The sequence below is a fragment of the Natronosalvus halobius genome, assembly GCF_024138145.1.
GTDB classification, from domain to species: Archaea; Halobacteriota; Halobacteria; order Halobacteriales; family Natrialbaceae; genus Natronosalvus; species Natronosalvus halobius.
This window is the reverse complement of sequence record NZ_CP099997.1, coordinates 837291-851767: the sequence shown is the minus strand read 5'-3', so window position 1 is coordinate 851767 and position 14477 is coordinate 837291. Positions and strand designations below refer to the sequence as shown.

11 protein-coding genes are annotated in these 14477 nt (G+C 63.2%); 3 read left to right on the top strand and 8 right to left on the bottom strand.

Annotated features, from left to right (window positions below; genetic code table 11):
- Positions 1-28 precede the first annotated feature (28 nt).
- Genes NGM15_RS04030 through NGM15_RS04020 form a run of 3 tightly spaced genes read right to left on the bottom strand, consistent with a single transcriptional unit; the run spans position 29 to position 5707 of the window.
- Positions 29-1357 (bottom strand): YeaH/YhbH family protein, encoded by a 1329-nt coding sequence (locus NGM15_RS04030; RefSeq protein ID WP_253435580.1) that lies wholly within the window; start codon positions 1355-1357, stop codon positions 29-31.
- Positions 1348-3633, bottom strand: a complete 2286-nt coding sequence (locus tag NGM15_RS04025; RefSeq protein WP_253435577.1) for a PrkA family serine protein kinase — start codon at positions 3631-3633, stop codon at positions 1348-1350. Before NGM15_RS04025 ends, NGM15_RS04030 begins: the two co-directional genes overlap by 10 nt.
- Before the next feature lies 1 nt (position 3634).
- Positions 3635-5707, bottom strand: coding sequence for a PrkA family serine protein kinase (locus NGM15_RS04020; RefSeq protein ID WP_253435574.1), 2073 nt, complete (start codon positions 5705-5707; stop codon positions 3635-3637).
- A gap of 532 nt (positions 5708-6239) precedes the next feature.
- Here NGM15_RS04020 and NGM15_RS04015 point away from each other — a divergent pair.
- Positions 6240-6641, top strand: coding sequence for a DUF5820 family protein (locus tag NGM15_RS04015; RefSeq protein ID WP_253435571.1), 402 nt, complete (start codon positions 6240-6242; stop codon positions 6639-6641).
- A 67-nt stretch (positions 6642-6708) separates the two neighbouring features.
- Here NGM15_RS04015 and NGM15_RS04010 read toward each other — a convergent pair whose 3' ends face one another.
- Entirely contained in the window at positions 6709-8217 is a 1509-nt protein-coding gene (locus NGM15_RS04010; protein WP_253435568.1) for a DUF790 family protein, read from the bottom strand.
- 350 nt (positions 8218-8567) lie between these two features.
- On the opposite strand from NGM15_RS04010, the gene NGM15_RS04005 reads away from it, so the two are divergent.
- The gene (locus NGM15_RS04005) at positions 8568-9113 is read left to right on the top strand and encodes a hypothetical protein (RefSeq protein WP_253435565.1); all 546 of its coding nucleotides are present in this window, start codon (positions 8568-8570) and stop codon (positions 9111-9113) included.
- A 358-nt stretch (positions 9114-9471) separates the two neighbouring features.
- Here NGM15_RS04005 and NGM15_RS04000 read toward each other — a convergent pair whose 3' ends face one another.
- The 3 genes from NGM15_RS04000 to NGM15_RS03990 form a co-directional block, all read right to left on the bottom strand.
- Positions 9472-9891, bottom strand: coding sequence for a universal stress protein (locus tag NGM15_RS04000; protein ID WP_253435563.1), 420 nt, complete (start codon positions 9889-9891; stop codon positions 9472-9474).
- A 127-nt stretch (positions 9892-10018) separates the two neighbouring features.
- Complete coding sequence (locus tag NGM15_RS03995) at positions 10019-11185, bottom strand: inorganic phosphate transporter (protein ID WP_253435560.1); 1167 nt, start codon at positions 11183-11185, stop codon at positions 10019-10021.
- 437 nt (positions 11186-11622) lie between these two features.
- A complete protein-coding gene (locus NGM15_RS03990; RefSeq protein WP_253435557.1) occupies positions 11623-12276 on the bottom strand; it encodes a helix-turn-helix domain-containing protein in 654 nt (217 codons plus the stop codon).
- 121 nt (positions 12277-12397) lie between these two features.
- On the opposite strand from NGM15_RS03990, the gene NGM15_RS03985 reads away from it, so the two are divergent.
- Positions 12398-13201 (top strand): class I SAM-dependent methyltransferase, encoded by an 804-nt coding sequence (locus NGM15_RS03985; RefSeq protein ID WP_253435554.1) that lies wholly within the window; start codon positions 12398-12400, stop codon positions 13199-13201.
- Between the two features lie 149 nt (positions 13202-13350).
- Here NGM15_RS03985 and NGM15_RS03980 read toward each other — a convergent pair whose 3' ends face one another.
- Positions 13351-14436 carry a glutamate--cysteine ligase gene (locus NGM15_RS03980; RefSeq protein ID WP_253435552.1) on the bottom strand — a complete coding sequence of 362 codons (1086 nt, stop codon included), beginning with the start codon at positions 14434-14436 and terminating at the stop codon, positions 13351-13353.
- Positions 14437-14477: the final 41 nt, after the last annotated feature.

Below are 14477 nucleotides of genomic sequence, written 5' to 3'. Positions count from 1 at the left end.
GCGTTCGAAACGCAGCCCGTGTGTTTCGTTACTCATCTGAATCACCCGCTTCGGTGCTGAGGATGCGGTAAATCGCGTCGGTCACGTCCTCCTCGCTGTTGACGTACGCCACCGCGACGTCGTCGCCGTCGCCGAAGTGGCGCTCGAGTTCCTCGGCGTGGGTCGCGTTGATGGCGTTGCCGCTCGGCTGGGTCTCAACGTAGGCGTGGAGGTTCGCTGGAATCGACTCCATTAGCGGGATGACACCCTCCTCGGTGTCGTTGCTCGAGTTCTCGGAGTCGCCGGCGGCGAAGACGTAGCGGTTCCAGTCGCTCCAGGGGTACTCCTCGAGGAGTTCCCGGGCGAGTTCGTACGCACTCGAGATGCGGGTCCCGCCACCGGAGCGGATCCCGAAGAACTCCTCGCGCTCGACCTTCCAGGCGTCGGCATCGTGGGCGATGTAGACGAACTCGGCGTTGTCGTACTTCCCGGTGAGGTACCAGTCGAGCGGCGTAAAGGTGCGTTCGACGAGTTCCCGCTTCTTCTCGCGCATCGATCCCGAGACGTCCCGAATGTTGACGACGACGACGTTCTTCTCTTTCTCCTCGATGATCTCGGGGTAGCGGTAGCGCTCGTCCTCACGCCGGAACGGAACGTGCTTGATGCCGTCGCGTCGAATCTGCTCGTGAATCGTCTCACGCTCGACGTTTTCCTCGACGTCCTCGATCGACGTCCACGTTCCGCGGTCGTCGGCCGCCTCGGCGTGGGCATCCTCGATCCAGGCCATCGACACCGGGAGGTTCTCTCCGCGGGCCCACTCGAAGACCTCCCGCGGGGTAATCCCCTCGACCTTGCAGACCTCGCGGACGAACTCCTCGTCGAAGTCCATCGTCAGCTTGCGCTTGAGTCCCTCCTTGAACATGCGCTCGAAGTCGAGCGTGCTGTCCGGGCCGGATCGGGTGAGGTCCGTGTACGGGCCCTCCTTCTCCTCGATAACGCGTTTACCCTTCGGCTCTAGGTCCAGGCCGAGTTCCTCGTCGAGTTCCTGGGCGAACTCCTCGGGGTCCATCTCGTAGTACTCGTGTTCACCCCCTTCCTCGCCGGGTTCGCCCTCCTCGTCGTCGTCTCCGTCGCCAGGCTGGGGCTGTGGCTGGCCGACCGGCTGACCGACGTCCGGGGTGTCGCCGTCCCCCTGGCCGACGCCGCCCTGGTCGCGCTGATCGTACTCGAATCCTGGCAGGGAGACGATCTTGATCGGGATCTGTATGTCGTTTCGATTGCCACCGCTCAGGTCGCCGTACTGGATAAACTCCGAAAGGTCCTCGCGGCGCTCTTCGCCCACTTCGCGGAATCGGTCGAGGTCGTCTCTCAGTCCCATCGGTAACTCACCTGACTCATGACGTGTCTGCTGGTCAACTCGGCCGACGCCGGGGAGTAATCGAAGTCCGCGACCAGGCGCTCGAGGGTCGCCTCCTTGACGGCCTCGGTCTCGGTGCCGCTCGGCGGGTCGTCCCACTGATGGGGGTCGAGGTCCTCGAAGGTCCGCCTGACGTCGTCCCAGTCGTGGCTCTCCAGGACAGACCTGATGACGGGGATCGACGCGAGGTCGACGTCCGACACGGAGAAGTCCTCGTCACGGTGCTCCCAGGCATGGCGGTTGAGCGCCGTGATGACCTTTTCGCGGCGGAACTCCCTGACGACCTCCCGTGGCAGGTTCGACTCGTAGGCCTCTTCGGAGAACCGGCCGAGGTGTTCGACCTCGAAGAGCTTCATCTTCAGCGGGTCGGGGTCGATCTCTTCGCCACGGTCGTTGTAGAGCGCCTCGTCCGTCTCCCAGGCGTAGACGTGCTCGACGTACTCGGCGACGGTCGCCTCGTCGACGCGTTGCTCGTGCATGATGGCCTCGATGACGTCGGACTCCTGCTGATCGTAGACGTAGTTCTTCACGGGAACGACCCGGTTCTCGAACTCCGAGCGCTCGCCCGTGGAGAACACCGGGGCGTCGGCCAGTCCCTCGGCTAACGCGTTCAACACGTCTCGCGGCATGACCACGTCGGCGACCGGGAGGTCGGGGTGGTGGCGGTCTGCCTCGTGCTGGAGGAGTTCGGCCAACGTATCACGGGTGTACGTCACCGGAATGCCGTGCTCACCGTCGTGGCTGTGCTCGTCGAACTCGAACTCGTCTTTGTCCCGGCGGGTGTCGCCCTCCTGGAGGTACCCCCGGTCGTAGAGCAGCGCCTTGTCGATCAGGTCGAGCCCAGGGGGCGTTCCGTCCTCGTCGAGGCGCGTGAGGACTGCGTAGAGGGCTGCCGCCTCGAGCGCGTGCGGGGCGAACTCGCGTTCGCGAAGCGTTCCGTCGCTCTCTTTGACCGTGATGGTGATCGGTTCCCTGATCTTCGCGGCCACGTCGTCGTAGTCCTCGGCCTCCCAGATGGTCGTTTCACCGGTGAGTTCCCGGCGGATCAACTCGGTCTCGAGGCTCAGGTTCGTCAGGTAGCCGAACTCGTGTTTGTCGAGGCGGCGCTTGAGCGCCTTCAGCGGGTCCATCCCGTTTCGGTCGGCGTGCTGGTTGAGCTGGGCCTCCAGGTCGGGGTTCGAGATGATGAGCAGCTGGGTGTCGACGTCCATCGCGATTCCCTTGTCGAGTTTTACGGATCGCTCGTCGGGTACGTTGAGCAGCTTCTGGAGCAAGTCGGCGTGCTGGGCGGCGTCCTCGACCACCGTCAGGACGCCGTTGCCCTGCGAGAGGACGCCGTCGTAGCTGAACGCCTGCGGGTTCTTCCGGCCGCGGGAGTCGAGTTCCTGGAGCATCCCGTGCATCCACGAGCCGACCAGCCGTTCCTTCGGTCGACCGTCGTCCTCCGCGTGGAGGACGCCTATTCCCGAGCCGACGTCGACGACGTAGTTCTTCACCCGGAGGTGACTCTCGTCGGTGATCGCCGAGAAGAGTCCCTCGGTACCGTGGCGGCGGTACTGTTCCTCGAGGTAGTCGTAGGCTTCCCTGGAGAACGGATCGAGTCGGGTGTCGACCGAAATCGGGACGTGCTCGTCGAGTCGGTCGTTCAGTGTCGCGAGCAACTCTTCTCGGACCTGCTCGGGAAAGACGGCCAGCGGGTGGACCTGAACCGGACTCTCGTACCAGTGGTCGTCGTCGGACGGCGCGGGATTGCCGCCGTAGCTCAGTCCCCGCTCGTCCGGGTCGGTCGCGTCGACGTTCCACTCGAGGGTGTAGCGGCGACCCGCAGGCGTCTTCGAGTACTCGCGAAGCCCGTTGACCAGGCACCGCTTGAGTTCGGACTTGCCGGTCGCCGTCGGCCCCTCGAACCAGATGATCTTCTCGTCTTTCGCCCGGCCCGCGGCGATGGACTGCAGGTCGTCGACGAACTCGTTGAGTACCTCGGTGTTGCCCAGAATCGCGTGCTCGCCGTCGTTTCCGGGGTCGTCGAAAAAGCGGTAGCGCCGCTTCTCTTCTCCCTCCTCGACGACCGTTCGCGTTCCGGCGGCCTCGATGGCCTCGAGCAGGTACTTCGAGGCGTGGGAGGCCGTCGACGGGGTCTCGAAGATCCGGTCGACGTACGCCGCGAGGCTCATCGGCTCCTCGTAGGTCTCCTCGAGCGTGCGGTCGGCCGCGTCGACGTAGTCGGTGCCGCGCATGTTAGTCCTCGATTTCGGCTTTGGCGACCTCCGCGCCAGCGAACTCGAGCACCTCCTTCGCGCCGGCTTCGGAGTAGCCCTGTTCCATCAGGGCGTCGATCCAGGCGCTGCGCTCGTCGTCGTCGAACTCGTTGGCGCTCACCAGCGCGGAGAAGTTGATGTTGTGCTTCTTGTCCTCCCAGAGCTTTCGCTCGAGGGCGCGGCGCAGACGTTCGTTGTCCTGCGGGTTGAACGTGTCGCCCTCGCGGGCGCGGCGGGAGACCCAGTTGGACACCTCCTGGCGGAAGTCGTTCTTGCGGTCCTCGGGCACGTTGAGTTTCTCCTCGACCGAGCGCAGGAACGTCTCGTCGGGTTCCTGCTCGCGACCCGTCAGGGAGTCCTCGATGGTGTCGTCGTCGATGTAGGCCATGACGTGGTCCATGTACTTCTCGCCCTGGCGCTGGATCTCGTCGACGTCGTAGGCCAGCGCGTGGCGGACGTCCTCGATGGCGCGCTCGCGGTACTCCTCGCGAACCATCTCGAGGTAGCGGTAGTAGCGCTCGAAATTTTCTTCGGGGATCGATCCGTGGTGCTCGAGGTTCTCCTCGAAGAAGTTGAACACCGTTAGCGGTGAGAGGAACCCACGCGAACGGTGCTTCGAGTCCATGATCGCCTCGGCAATCTCGTCACCGATGAACCGTGGGGAGACGCCGACCATCCCTTCGCCGATCACGGCCTTGCGGGCGGCTTCCTCACGGAGCTTTTTGACGTCCAGGTCGTCGCCCTCGTCGATCTCGCCGTTGTAGGCCTTCGCCTTCGAGAGCAGATCGACCGTCTCGGTGTCGGGCTCTTCGATCCGGGTGAGAACGCCGAACAGGCCCGCCATCTCGAGGGTGTGGGGCTCGACGTTGATGTCGGGGACGTCGGCGTTGGCGAGCATCTTGTCGTAGATCTGTGACTCCTGTTCGTAGGAGAGGACGTACGGGAAGTCGATGCGCTTGGTCCGGTCGTTGAACGCCTCCATCTTCTCGTCGCCCTTCTTGTCCTTGTACTCGGGCATGTTCGTCCGGCCGACGATCACCTGATCGATGTCGATCCGGGGGTTGTTCTTCGGCTTGATCGTCATCTCCTGGGTGGCGTGCAGAAAGTCGTAGAGGAACTCCCGCTGGAGCTTCAGAAGTTCTTCGCCGGAGAAGATGCCGCGGTTGGCGTTACAAAACGCCCCCGAGTAGTCGAACGCGCGCGGATCGGACTCGCCGTAGATGGCGATCTTGGAGTAGTTGACGTCGCCGGTCAACTCGGTCTCGTCCTGGTTCTTCTTGTCCTTAGGTTCGAACGTCTCGAGACACTGGCGCTTGTTTTCGTCGGCAACGAGGCGGACGATGTCGACGTGATTCGCCAGCACCTGCTGGAGGTCGTCGTCGTAGTGAGCGAGCAGTTTGTCCATGTAGAACTCGCTCTCGGGATCGAGACTCTGCTCGTTGCGGATCGTGTACGGTGCGTCGAGTCGCTCGTTCAGGGCGTCGATCACCGTCTGGCGCTGCTCGAGCGGCAGGAGAACGAGGGGGTCCTGGTTCATCGGCGAGCGGACCGTGTCGTCGGTCGGGTCCTGGTCGCGGATCACGTCACCGAGGTTGGTCCAGCGAAAGGTGTACATGCGACCCTCCTCGCGGAGCGTGTAGTCCTCGAAGTACTTGCGCACCTGCTTGTCGAAGTGCGATTTCCCGGAGCCGACCGGGCCGAGCAGGAGTTTGATCCGTCGTTCCGGACCCAGACGCCGGGCGCCGGATTTGACCTTGTTGACGAATTCGTGGATCGACTGGTGGATGACGGTCCCGTAGAACGTGTTCTCGCCGTCACCCAGCGGATCCTCGCTCGCGAGTCGGTACTCGACGACGCCTTCGGTCTCGTCGTAGGACGTGCCGTAGAAGTCGAACATGTCCGCGACGCGCTGGTGGGCGTTTCGCGTGATCTTCGGATCTTCGTAGCACGCCTCGAGGTACCAGTCGAAGGATTGCGTCTCCCGAAGGTCCTCGGGGACGGATGCTTTGTAATCGCTGCTCAGCGTCTCGAGGGTTTCGATGTCACTAGTCATGGATTGTGTTGGGCTGGGAACCACAGCCGGGGCCGTCCGTACCGATTCGGTTCACTTCGGTCAATCCGACTGGGCGACGATGGCGTCTCGATCCGTCGAGACTCGCCACTCTCGGTACCGGTCGGATAGGCGAAGTCGCTCGGGCGGCATTCGCAGGGATTGTCATGTGTGAACCTTCACCACTCCGTCGACGCGGCGACTCGTTCATCGCCTGTGTCGACAGTGCACCGTGTGAAGTGGATCGATCCGCCGATCGGATATCGATAGTGTTTAATGAGTGTGTATTCGAGACACTTAAGCATAGCCCCAAAAGATATTTACCAGGACCTTTTTCCGGCAATTCCGTTCAAGAACGTTTGTATGTTGACACAGAACATGGTCGAATAGTGCCGCGGCGTATATAAGTCGAGGGCGGCTGTGAGCCGATTTTGCTCGCGCGCACGTTCCGATATCACACTCTCGAACCCGTGTCAGAGCACCAGCCGGTGTCAGTACCGCTTTAGGGCTCGTGTGCGTATACCGGGTACTACCAATGAGCGACTTCGCCGACCTCCCCGAGGACTGGACCGTCTGGAGTGACCAGGACGACGGTCGAGTCGTCCTCGCCTACCGTCCAGACGTGTTCGACGCTGACGAGTATCCGGCCGCGTGTCTCCCGACGCTGTATCTCACTCACGGCAAACGGTCACGCCGTCCAGGCGTCAACCCGGGCAACCGGTCCGCCGAGCACGACTGGCACGTCACCCTCTACCTCGAACCGGAAGTCCACCTCCAGGAGACCAACCGATTTCCGACCAGGGAGGAGGCCGTCGACTGCACGCTCGACCTGGCCGAGCGATTCGCCGCGGGCGAGATCGATTTCCGCGAGCTGTACCAGGTGCCTCGCGAGCGATACCTCGACGCACTCGAGGAGTTGACCGGCGACGGCGACTGATCGGCCCGCCATCGTGATTCGCGTTCTTCGCGTGACTTGCGTCACTCACCTGCCAGTGTGACTCGCGTCACTCACTTCGGCGTAACACGCCACCGCCCAACCCCTCCCACTCGACGCGATACCCCAGTCGCGAGAGGGTGGCACTCGTCTCCGCGAGTCCGACCTCCTCGAGGACCGTCTCAACCTCGGCCAGCGAAAGCCCGGCTTCGAGGTCCTCTCGCAGCGCCGCGAGCACGCCGGGGCGAACGAGCGATCGTCCGACACGTTCGTGGTCGGGAAACGCCACCGCCTCGAGGGCGTCCTCTCCGACGCCGTGGCGGGCGGCGAGGTCGGCCAGCGCGATCACGTCCTCGTCCAGGACCAGTTCGTCCGGGAGGCGTTCGGCACTCGCCGCGACCAGATCCGTCTCGTACTCGCGGAGCACGTCGGCGACGTCCTTCAATCGAACCGTTCCGCGGAACGGGATCGCCCGGTGGTCTCTTGCCTCGATGGCCTCGCCGGCCCCGAGGGACTCGTCGACGGCCACGATCATGTCCACGTCCTCGAGGCCCTCGAGCTGGCCGAGTTTCTTCTCGACGTACTCGGGCGTCCAGAAGCCCATGATCTCGAAGTAGACCCGGAAGTCGTCGTGACGGTAGTCGAACGCGAAGTCGGGGATCATCGCCCGCGTCCCCGTCGATAGGGGTTCGGGTTCGCGAACGAGATCCCACTCGAGGTCCAGGTTCGAGAATCGGGCGGCGAAATCGATCTCGACGCCGCTGTCGAAGGACACTTCGGTGACCGGGTCGGTGTCGGGCACCCGCACGGGATCGGCGTCCGATAGCGTGAGCGTCCGCTCGGTTCCCCGGTCGTCGATCGTCGCTTCGAGCGACCACTCCTCGGCCTTCGCGACGGTGCGCAGGAGGCGTGCGAACCGGGTTCCGTACCGTCTGGTGGCTCGAAAGAGTGCGGTGGGGCCGGTGACGACGACGATTCGGTCTCCCTCCTCTGGAACTTCGATTTCGTACATCAGCCGGAGCCGTTTGACCGCCGAAATCAACGCCTTCGGATCGGACGACCGAACGCGGACCTCGGTCGCGTCGAACAGCGCCGTCTGGGCCAGCGAGAGGTTGTACTGGGCGACGAGGCCGTTCGGATCCCACGGGACGTCCAATTCGGCGAGCACCTGGCGCTCCTCGAGGTCGGCGAACAGGCCCGCCTCGAGGGCGTCCGCCGACACGTCGCGGCTTTCCGCGGCGCCCACGAGCGCCATCGCCCGCTCTTCCTCGGCGACGACGCCGACGGCTTCGGCCGCCTCGAACACCGCCGGGCGAATCCGTTCGGGATCGAAGGGAGCGTCCGTCTCGAAGGTGGCCTCGCGCTCGCACAGGGCGGCGAATCCCCGAGCGAGTTTGAAGTCGGGCGCGTCGGCCTCGAGACCGGCCAGCGCGTCCTCGAGCGTTCCCCACTGCTCCCCGACGTGGCCCTGGAACGTCCCGATGACGCGGGCAGCAAGTGGCCGGTGCTCGCGGTCGGCGAACTGGAGGTGGTAGCCGCCGCCGGCCCGGGAGACGCGGAGCAGTTCCTTGCGCAGCATTCACTCGATGTGGACGGGCAGGGGGCAAAAATCGTCCGCTCGGCCGTCGCTACGGAGACGGTGAGCGACAGACGAGAATGATTCGAATCTCCCCGATACTATAAAATCTATATCGAGGCTTCGATACTAGTACCTCGCCTCCCGCTTTCGGCCGATGCCGACCGCTCCAGCGATTCGCTCCCGGCGGATACCCAAAACGTTTCCTCCGTTCGTGACGTTCGTCTCGACCACATGAATCGCCGTGTTCGTCGCCGCGCTACTCAGCGCGGACCCGCCGGCCGAGTCGCCTCGCGTTCGATCACTCCCGTCGCACCGATGGCCGACGCTCGAGTCGAGGGAGGTCGGTGACGATGCGACCGGCGCAAATCGACGCCGCGGTGGACATCGCCTATGGCGTGTTGATCTTCCTGGCGATCGCCCTCATCGCGACGCTCGAGAACTCGCGAATCGGGATCGCGTTCGGGATCGGGGTCTTCGTGGCCTACGTCATCCACGTCGTCTGGAAGATGGCCCGGTTCGACCCCGAGTGGATGACCCAGGTCCTCGAGGAAACGGTCGAACAGACCGTGGGCGAGACCGTCCAGGAGACGGTCGGCCAGCAAGTCGGCGAACAGGTCGAAGAGTCGCTCGAGCAGACCGTCGAGAAAACGGTCACCCCGCAGGTCGAACGAACTGTCGAGGAGACGGTCCAGGCACAGGTCGGCCAGCAGGTCGAAGAGAGCGTGGGAGCGGCCGTCGAGGAATCCGTCGGCAAGCAGGTGAGCGAGGTGCAGGCCCAGGTCGAGTCGGTGGAAGAGCGCGTCGACCGGCGACCGCGCGAGGATCAGGTCGAGGAGTTGATCGAGGAGTCGGTCGATAAGACGAACGACGAACGGGCGAACGACGAGGACGCGTAAGCGCCTCGAGGCCTGTTGGGGCCACTCGAGGAGAGACCGTTTAGGACAGAACTCACGTAGAAGTCACAAGCCCATCGGCAAACATCAGTATCGTTAGAACCACAATAGGAACGGCGAGAATCATAATTCCGTTGTTAGGAAACGTGAAAACGGCTGTTGGAACGCCGATAAGGGCGGAAATGAAACAGAAGGCGAGGAACCGCCGATCAGTGAGTGTACTCATACTCCAGAATATCACGTGATAGTAATAAAACCACTCCGTTAGCGATAAAACCGACCAGTCCACATTCACCTGTATCAGCTATTCTGATGAGTGCTGTTTCAACAGAGCTGTCTCTCGAGCCCGAACTCACTAGAGTCATCGCACGACCGTCACGGGAACCGGCGACCGCCGGAAAACCGTCTCGGCAACGTTCCCGACGATGACCCGATCCAGGAGCGAACCGCCGTGGCTCCCGAGCACGACGACGTCGTAGTCTTCGGCCTGGTTCACGATCGCCCGCGCGGGATGGCCGAGTTGCACCGTCGTCGTAATCTCTCGACCGTGGTCTGCCGCGACGGCCGCCGCTTTCTCGAGTACCGGTTCGGCACTCGCTTCGGCGGACGCCTCGAGGTCGTCGGACAGCGCGAGTCCGGCCGCTTCCCCCCACATCGGCGACGGTTCGCCGACGATGTGCATCACGGTGATGTCTGCGTCGGGGTACACCTCGAGGGCGTGCTCGAGGGCGTGTTCGGCCATCTCGGAATCGTCGATCGGGACGAGAACGCGTGAGATCATGCTGGTGTCTACGGTGAGAACCCGGATAAAAGGCGCCTGCGTTCGAGTGAGCGACGACGTTGGGTCGGTACTGGCCGATAGTTGGGGAGCCGAACGCCATCAGGTGCTAATCGCGGGACGGAGGTGATTAGGTACTAATCGGAACCAGGACGAAGAACAGATAGGAGAGAATCGTCGCGAGCGACGGCCCGATGATCCACATCGAGACGTACTTCATGATCGCTCGCGGATTGAACAGATCGCTCGCGTTCAACACCTCAGGGGGCTCACGTTCGCCGATTTTCGTCACCGGCGCCTGCGGTTCTGCGGTCAACGCGCCCATCTCGATTTCGACGTCGGTGTCTCCGCGAATAACGTCTCGGGCGGCGATCGGACGCGTTGCTCGCCCCCAGCCGAGGCCGACGATGGTCATCACCGATCCCATGACGAGGCTGATCGGGATGCCCATGTACGAGAGCGTCGTCGTGATCGTCGAGGCCGTAAGCATCACGATCAGGGCCGCCAGCAGCGGTATGTCACTGAGTTCGCTCCCCACTGACTCCATCGTCCGTCTCGCGATGGTAAAGCCACCGATTCCAATCGCGACCGTGGCGATGATGATCGCGGTGTTGTCCGGAATAGCGTTACTGCTGACGAGCGGGGCGACGGCGTTCGGAACGTTGCTGGCGCCGGCGCTGAACGCCATGTAACAGCCGACGACGAAGACGACAACCGTTCCGGCCAGTTCCTGCCGGGTTGTGTTCGGCCCGAGGGCGGGTTTCGGGAAATTGCCGCTCCGGTCGAGGGCGAGCAACGGACCCGGCGTATTCCGGATCGCGTACCGCTGATTGAGTTCCGGGTAGACGTAGCGGCCGAGCACTGCCCCGACCCAGAGGCCGACGACCGGGGTGACGATCCACCAGGTCACGATTTCGCCGATCGTCGCGAAATTGAGCGTGTCCGTCGCCAGCCCGAGGCCGGCGATGGCTCCGACAGTGGTCATCGAGGTGGGGACGGGGACCCCGAAGACGTTCGCTACGAGGATCCCGAAGCCGATGAAGAAGAGCACGGCGACGCCGGCCGTGAGGCTGATTTCGGTCGTGATGATTCCTTCGCTGAGCGTGTCCATCACGTTTCGGCCGACCGTCCACCCGCCCAGGAAGACGAAGAACGTCATCAGCGCTGCGGCGGTCGTTTTCTTGAGCAGTCCAGCACCGACGGCGGGCCCCCAGGCGATCCCCGTCGACGATCCGCCGATGTTGAACCCGACGAACAACGAAGCGACGACGCCGACGACTAACACGGCAGAGAGCATCACGGGATTGTACCGGGATCAGACTGAAATAGATTGTGAGACGGGAATTCAGGAACTCGAGAGCCGGAACTCGAGTCCACGAAATTCGGGCGCACGACGAGAGAGGTGAACGATGAGCGAAGTGAACGATGAGCGAAGTGAACGATGAGCGAAGTGAACGATGAGCGAAGTGAACGATGAGCGAAGTGAACGATGAGCGAAGTGAACGATGAGCGAAGTGAACGATGAGCGAAGTGAACGATGAGCGAAGTGAACGATGAGCGAAGTGAACGATGAGCGAAGTGAACGGTAAGCCGCGGAAGAAACGGTATCGCGCCCCGTCACTCCCGCTCGCCGACTCGCCCTCGATCGTTCCTCGGATCCGCACCGCTCGAATTGCCGTCGAGCTCCTCGAGTTCGTCGCCGTCCTGGTTGCGTTCGTCGTCAGAACTCGAGCCCTATTTCTCGCGTTCCGTTTTGTCTGTGAACTCGTTTGAGTCGGTCAGATCGTTGGAGTCGTTGGAGGCGCTTGACCCGCTCGAATCGTGGAAGTCATTCGAGTCGTCGACGACAATTGTTACGGGCTTAGACACCGTTTCGTCGTTCATCTTCTCGCGGTCGAGGAGTCGATCGAGGGTGAATATCGTGTTGAGTTCGCGCTGGACCTGATCGAGGACGCCGCCTACGAGTTCGCTCGGCTGGATCGCCGTGTACTCGTAGGGATTGTTGCCGGCGCCACCACTCGCCCGTTTCTGTCGGCTAACGCGGTCTTCGCCGTGCAGTTCCGCCAGTGCCTCGCGAACCGTACTCGGGTACAGCCCCGTCCCTCGAGACACTTCCTCCGACGTGCTCCCTGGATTGGCCAGCAGGTGGATGTAAATCTTCGCCCGGGTCTCGGTGTCGAGAATCCAGGAGAGGAGGTCGACGATTCGCTGGTCGACCTCGTCGGCGGTCTTCGTCCGATCCGGGGTGCCCGCTTCGGTCCGGGCTGTATCGCCAGGTGACGCCGACGAGCCCCGTGGCGACGCGTCGGTCGCCTCGCCCTCGCCCGCCTCGGGATGGGCGTCGGATTCGTCGGGTACCCGACGCTCATCGGTATTGTCAGAAGTCATGTGTCCTCTCGGCTAGGACAACGATGACGGCGGTGTTAAACGTTTGTGGGGTATTGGCACCGGCTCGAGACTCCGTCTACTCGAGGCATAGATCTATGCTACCAAGGAACATATATCGGGTATGACTACGGAACCGCCACCCCCGGAGGAACGAGCGATGCGCGTGTGGTCGTTGGGCTCCTATCCAGACATCGCGCCACACTTCCTATCGATGGCGGCTCACCTCGTCGAATCCACTGCCGTCACCGAGGGCGAAACCGTCCTCGACGTTGCGTGTGGAACGGGAAACGTCGCCCTCACCGCCGCCAGACGCGGGGCGACCGTGACCGGTCTCGACCTCGTTCCGACGATGCTCGAGGTGGCTCGAGAGAACGCGACGATCGCCGACGTCGACGTCGAGTGGCACGAAGGGACCGCGACAGACCTACCGTTCGACGACGATACGTTCGACGTGACGCTCTCCTGTGTCGGCCACATGTTTGCAGAGCCGCCCGACGACGCCGCACGCGAACTGCTTCGCGTCACGCGTTCGAGCGGGACCGTCGGGTTCACCTCCTGGACACCCTCGAGTGTCGTCCCCGCGATGGGTGCCGTGGTTCGCGAGTATCTTCCTCCGAATCCGAACGCCCCGGACCCACCGTCACTGTGGGGCGATTCCGCCGTCGTACGCGACCGGATTGGCAGTGGGGTCGACGAGATTACGTTCGAAACTGCCTCGGTGCTGATTCCCGCTCTTTCACCAGAGCACTACTGGGAGAGCGCGACGACCGAGTCCGGACTGTTCATCGTCGCCCTCGAGCCCATCGACCAGGCAGACCGTCCTGCGCTCCGTGACGAGACGGTCGAGACGATCGGGCGGTACTTCGACGACCACCGCAACTGCGTCCCGATGGAGTATCTGCTCACGAAGGCGACGGTGGCGTAATCACCCAGAACCACTAGTCTCGAATCGTTCCCGTGTCTGGGTCGAGGGTAGCTGTACGGCGTCTCGATCGAAGCGAGCGCGGTATGAGGGCCCTCCAGAATCGACCGACGCCGGTTCGTTCTCACTTTGGGTTCAGCACTCGAGTCCGGTCAGGCTTCGACCAGCAACGACTCACAGAGGGCGTCCACGCCCTCCTCCTCGCGAATTCGTCGCTGTCGCTCGGCGCCACTTTCGCGGTCGTACACCCGTTGGATGCCGTCGATGCCGAGTCGCTCACTCTCCTGGTCGACCAGTTCGCCGAGCGAGACTGTTCCCTCCAGGTTGCGGTCGATGAACGCGGCGTCGTGGCCGTGGCGGATCGCCCGCCACTTGTTCTCGTCGAGCAGTTCGCGCCGGTGACGTCGTGCAGTGCCAGGGTCGCCGTCCTCGTAGGCCTCGGCGAGACTTTTCACGAGCGCGTGGGTGTACTCGACAAACGCCATCACCACGTCGGGGTCGGCCTGGCCGTCCGGCGTACGAATTTCGACCGTGCCGTGGCCCGTGTGAGGGCGCACATCGAACCAGAGTTCGCCGCGGTCCTCGATCGAGTCGGTCTCCAGCATCCGCCGTTCGTAGGCGTCGAAGGCCGCGAAGTCCTCGAAGTACGTCGGCATACCAGTGTTCGGCAGTCCCTCGAAGATCTTGGCTCGAGCGGAGTGTAAACCGGTGTCGAACCCGTCCCAGAACGGCGAGTTCGCCGACAGCGCGAGCATGATCGGGACGTACCAGCGCAGTTCGTTGGCGATCCACACCGCCTTGTCCGCGTCGTCGACGCCGACGTGGACGTGGACGCCGGCGGTCGTATTCCGGTGTTGTGTGTACTGGATGCGATCCAGTTGCGATCGATAGCGAGGCTTCTCTGCGTGCTCGAGTTCGCGCCAGCGCGCGAGCGGGTGGAGGCCGGCGGCGGCAATCTGAAAGCCGTGGTCGTGGGCGTGCTCGAGAAGCGCTCGACGCACCTCGAGCAAGGCGTCTTCGGCCTGTGACGGGTGCTCGATTAGCGGTGTCTGTGTCTCGATGACGAACTTGAAGAGTTCGTGGTCGAGGCGGTCCTCGAGTACGTCTGGAGGCTCGTGTTCGTACACCAGTTCGTCGCTGCCACTCGTCGGGCGCCCGCGGTCGTCGACGACGAAGTACTCCTCTTCGATCCCCAGCGTCCCCATTCGCGTGAACGATTCCGGCGACCCGCGTTCCATTGCCCGACTGTTCTCCATCCGGTAGTAAATACCGTTTGGAG

Bases quoted from the DNA above. Each gene is read 5' to 3' on its own strand.
- NGM15_RS03980 (WP_253435552.1), bottom strand. From the start codon at position 14,436: ATGGAACGCGGGTCGCCGGAATCGTTCACGCGAATGGGGACGCTGGGG.
- NGM15_RS03990 (WP_253435557.1), bottom strand. From the start codon at position 12,276: ATGACTTCTGACAATACCGATGAGCGTCGGGTACCCGACGAATCCGAC.
- NGM15_RS03995 (WP_253435560.1), bottom strand. From the start codon at position 11,185: ATGCTCTCTGCCGTGTTAGTCGTCGGCGTCGTCGCTTCGTTGTTCGTC.
- NGM15_RS04025 (WP_253435577.1), bottom strand. From the start codon at position 3,633: ATGCGCGGCACCGACTACGTCGACGCGGCCGACCGCACGCTCGAGGAG.
- NGM15_RS04015 (WP_253435571.1), top strand. From the start codon at position 6,240: ATGAGCGACTTCGCCGACCTCCCCGAGGACTGGACCGTCTGGAGTGAC.
- NGM15_RS03985 (WP_253435554.1), top strand. From the start codon at position 12,398: ATGACTACGGAACCGCCACCCCCGGAGGAACGAGCGATGCGCGTGTGG.
- NGM15_RS04005 (WP_253435565.1), top strand. From the start codon at position 8,568: ATGCGACCGGCGCAAATCGACGCCGCGGTGGACATCGCCTATGGCGTG.
- NGM15_RS04010 (WP_253435568.1), bottom strand. From the start codon at position 8,217: ATGCTGCGCAAGGAACTGCTCCGCGTCTCCCGGGCCGGCGGCGGCTAC.
- NGM15_RS04030 (WP_253435580.1), bottom strand. From the start codon at position 1,357: ATGGGACTGAGAGACGACCTCGACCGATTCCGCGAAGTGGGCGAAGAG.
- NGM15_RS04020 (WP_253435574.1), bottom strand. From the start codon at position 5,707: ATGACTAGTGACATCGAAACCCTCGAGACGCTGAGCAGCGATTACAAA.
- NGM15_RS04000 (WP_253435563.1), bottom strand. From the start codon at position 9,891: ATGATCTCACGCGTTCTCGTCCCGATCGACGATTCCGAGATGGCCGAA.